The sequence below is a fragment of the Sphingopyxis sp. genome, assembly GCF_036261875.1.
Taxonomy (GTDB): domain Bacteria; phylum Pseudomonadota; class Alphaproteobacteria; order Sphingomonadales; family Sphingomonadaceae; genus Sphingopyxis.
In genome coordinates this window covers 1-3,544 of the sequence record NZ_DATAJZ010000043.1, presented here as the reverse complement: position 1 = coordinate 3,544, position 3,544 = coordinate 1, and the positions used below count along the sequence as shown (strand labels likewise).

General features: G+C 61.9%; 3 protein-coding genes. 1 reads left to right on the top strand and 2 read right to left on the bottom strand.

Features of this window, described 5'->3' with window-relative positions:
• Positions 1-137: 137 nt before the first annotated feature.
• Both VHO04_RS18845 and VHO04_RS18840 read right to left on the bottom strand, forming a co-directional pair.
• Positions 138-1,613, bottom strand: coding sequence for an MFS transporter (locus VHO04_RS18845; protein ID WP_246041616.1), 1,476 nt, complete (start codon positions 1,611-1,613; stop codon positions 138-140).
• Between the two features lie 355 nt (positions 1,614-1,968).
• Positions 1,969-2,580 carry a uridine kinase family protein gene (locus VHO04_RS18840; protein ID WP_024269997.1) on the bottom strand — a complete coding sequence of 204 codons (612 nt, stop codon included), beginning with the start codon at positions 2,578-2,580 and terminating at the stop codon, positions 1,969-1,971.
• 141 nt (positions 2,581-2,721) lie between these two features.
• Here VHO04_RS18840 and VHO04_RS18835 point away from each other — a divergent pair, with 141 nt between their 5' ends.
• On the top strand, positions 2,722-3,288 hold the full coding sequence (locus VHO04_RS18835; protein ID WP_006473455.1) for a recombinase family protein: 567 nt from the start codon (positions 2,722-2,724) through the stop codon (positions 3,286-3,288).
• The last annotated feature ends 256 nt before the right edge of the window (positions 3,289-3,544 follow it).

Below are 3,544 nucleotides of genomic sequence, written 5' to 3'. Positions count from 1 at the left end.
GAAGGCCGGCGCGTGTCATGCCGGTTTCGAGCGCTACGGCGTCGAGGGTGACGGCGGTGAGGCCGTCACGCTCGATGATGCTCACAATGGCTTCAAGCACTTCGAGGCGCTTGCTGGCTCTCGCCATGTCGGCTTCCTTAGTGTTGTGTGGGATAGGCTGACGATTGCGAGCCGGGACCGTAGCGCCGCAACAGGATGCCGGTGATCAGGGCACCCACGGCCAGAACACCCGCCGCCACGTACATGACGACCGTATAGGCGTGGTCGAATGCGATTCCTGCCGCTTGACGCACGACAACACCATCGGCCCCCGCCTCGTTGGCAAAGACCAGCGCCGACGCCATGCTGTCGCGGGCCGCTTCCGAGGTTCCGGCGGGGAACACGACGTTGACCGTATAGAGGTAGGCCAAAAGACTTCCGAGAATTGTGACAGCGAACAGACTGCCAAACTCGTAGGACACTTCCTCGACCGACGACGCCATGCCGGCGCGATGCACAGGCACATTGCCCACAATAGCCGTTGATGCCACCGACATTGTTGCACCTACGCCGGCACCGGTCAGCGCCAGACCGGCGATCAGCCAGCCAAGGCCATGAGTGATGCCCCATGTCGCAAGCAGGACCGCCAGCGATCCCGCCGCAAGCCCGCCAGCTATAAGGATACGTAGGCCAATACGATGCAGGAATGCACCACCGAGCAGCGCAGTCGGCAATGATCCGAGCGCCGCCGCCGAAACCAGCATCCCGGCTTCCAGCGGCGTGAAGCCCGCAACGAGCTGGAAGCGTTGCGTCGTAGCAAGCTCAACACCGCCGATGGCGAACAGGGAGAACGCGGCCGCTAGAACGCCCGATGTGAACGCGGCATTGCGGAAGATCGAGAAGTCGAGCAGCGGGAACGGCAGGCGCAGTTGCCGGCGGACGAACAGCGCTCCGGCGAGGATGGCAACCAGCAGCGAAATAGCGGGGACGGCCCACGACTGCCCGGCATGGGCAGATTCCTTGATCGCGATCACAAAAGCCGACAGCGCCACCAATGCCTGAAACGACGACACCACGTCCCAAGGCTTGGTCGCATCGCCGGCCACCTTCGGCGCAACGATCAGCGCCGAAATGAAGGCAGCGACCACTACCGGCACATTGATGAGGAACACCGACCCCCACCAGAAATGGCCGAGCAGAAAACCGCCGATGATCGGTCCGAGCGCAGCGCCGACGACCGACAACGACCCCCAGATCGCAATGGCGATGTTGCGTTCCCGGTCATCCTCGAAGGTGACGCGGATGAGGGCGAGTGTCGCGGGCATCATCGCCGCCGCGCCGACCGCCAGAAAGGCCCGCGCCCCGATCAGGATTTCCGCTGTAGGCGAATAGGCCGCCACAATCGACGCGACACCGAACAGCACGAGGCCGATGAGGAACATGCGCCGGTGACCGATCCTGTCACCCAGCGTCCCGGTGCCGAGCAGCAGGCCGGCCATGACGAGGGGGTATGCGTTGATGATCCACAACCCTTGCGTTGCCGTCGCGCCAAGCTCGCGCGTCAGGGTAGGCAGGGCCGTGTAGAGGACCGAATTGTCCAGAACGATAAGCAGGAGACCGGCGGCGACGGTCACCAGAAGAACCCAGCGGTTCGAGTGGGCGGCAGGCATGATAGCACCATTCAGTGAGAGTAGCCAAACTTTACAGACAAGTTAGTAAAGTATCAAGCGCCTGCCCGTGAGGAACTTCAGACAATGGCCGACAGCGGGGCTTCGCATTCCGGGGCGCGATCAATTTGTCGCGAAATTCCTGATTTTTGCGACAAAATCGCCGGCGCTGATTTTGCAGGGAAAAATCTGTCGCAAAAATCAGGTGCGAAAGTCAAACTTGTGCGACTGACTTTCGCGACACGTCGCGGCCCGGATTCCGCGCCGCTGCGGACGTGGTGCAGGTTTCAGGATTTGCGCGACATAAGGGGCGCGAAGGAATTTAATTCTGGATCACCAGATCAAAAGACCTTGGCGGGCAGACGCGCTCGAAATAGTAGCTTTCAACATCGTCCCAAACAGCGTGCCACGCGGCTAAAAAGCCCTCCGCGCCCTGTTCGCGCGCAGCAGTCCGTTCATGCCGCACTTTGGTCGGCACATCCACGATCACGGCGAGGTCGATCAAATCCCGAAGGAACGGAGATGCGGAATAAGCTCCTTCGAGCAGAATCGTGGGCGCTGGCGCGACTTCGGTAAATTCGTTCTTGAGGCTGTAAGTGCCATCCAGGCCTAGTCCCTGCATGAAGTCGAAAGCTCGCCACTGTGCAGGTTCCCCCTTGCGTAGAGGCTCTATTGCCTCGCGAACGCGGTCCCACTCAAAAACGCGATTCAACCGCTCCGCCACGGTTTTGTGAGGCCACTCGGATTCGGGAACCTGCGTTTGATAGAAATCATCGAGCGTAACCAAGGCTATGTCGGTCAGCTTCGCCAACCTTGCCGCAATCGTTGACTTACCGGAGCCGCTTCCCCCGTCAAGCGCCACGACAACAGGACGTGCGAGTTCGGCGCGGAGGGCTTCTATTCTCTCAAGTATGTGGAGTTCAGGCGACTTCATTGTTCAACCAATTTCGATGATGCTGCGTTGTCGCAAAAATTCCAAAACCCGCGACAGCTTTCTTGTCGCATAATAGGGATTTCCGCGACGGTTTGCACGAGGTAGATTCCGGGCATGTCGCCCACGAGGAAGCCCCTGCCCTTGCTTATCGGATATGCCCGCGTCTCGACCGACGGCCAGACTCTCGACCAGCAGCGCGCGGCGCTGAAAGCGGCCGGCTGCAAGCGCGTGTTCGAGGAAAAGGCATCCGGCGCGCAGCGCGGCCGCCGCGAGCTGGCGAAGATGCTGGACCATTTGCAGCCCGGGAACGTGGTGACGGTGACGCGGCTGGATCGCCTCGCCCGATCAACGCGCGATCTTCTCGACATAGCCGAGCGGATCGGCCACGCCGAGGCCGGCTTGCGTTCGCTGGCCGAGCCGTGGGCCGACACGACGACGCCGGCCGGGCGCATGGTGCTGACTTTCTTCGCCGGCGTTGCCGAGTTCGAGCGCAGCTTGATCCATGAGCGCACGAGCGCCGGCCGCGCGGCGGCGAAGGCGAAGGGCGTTCGGTTCGGCCGCCCCCCTGCCCTGTCGGCCGAGCAGATCGCACACGCCCGCCAGCTCATCAGCGAGGACAAGAAGCCGGCCGAGGTTGCCCGGCTCTTGGGTGTGCATCGCTCTACCCTCTACCGGGCCATAGAACGCATTGACGTGGATACGCATTGACGCAACTACGTTTAGTCGCCCGGCCCTAGAAGTAGTGCCTTTCTCGCCCCCTTACGCAAAGGGTTGCAGAATCGGGCGATTTCGTCTCTTCATGTAGACATGGCGAGTCGCACCCGAGAACAAGTTAAGCTGGAAAGTGTCCGAAACCTGCGCGCCCGTTGGCGCGCGGAGGGCCGGATTCTTGTGCAGGCCGATCTGCCCGGCGAGCTGGTCGCGGCGATTGACCGCCTGAAGGACGACGCGGGCTTGCGAGGGC

Excerpts from the sequence above, each read along its gene's own strand:
- VHO04_RS18840 (WP_024269997.1), bottom strand. The coding sequence starts at position 2,580 with ATGAAGTCGCCTGAACTCCACATACTTGAGAGAATAGAAGCCCTCCGC.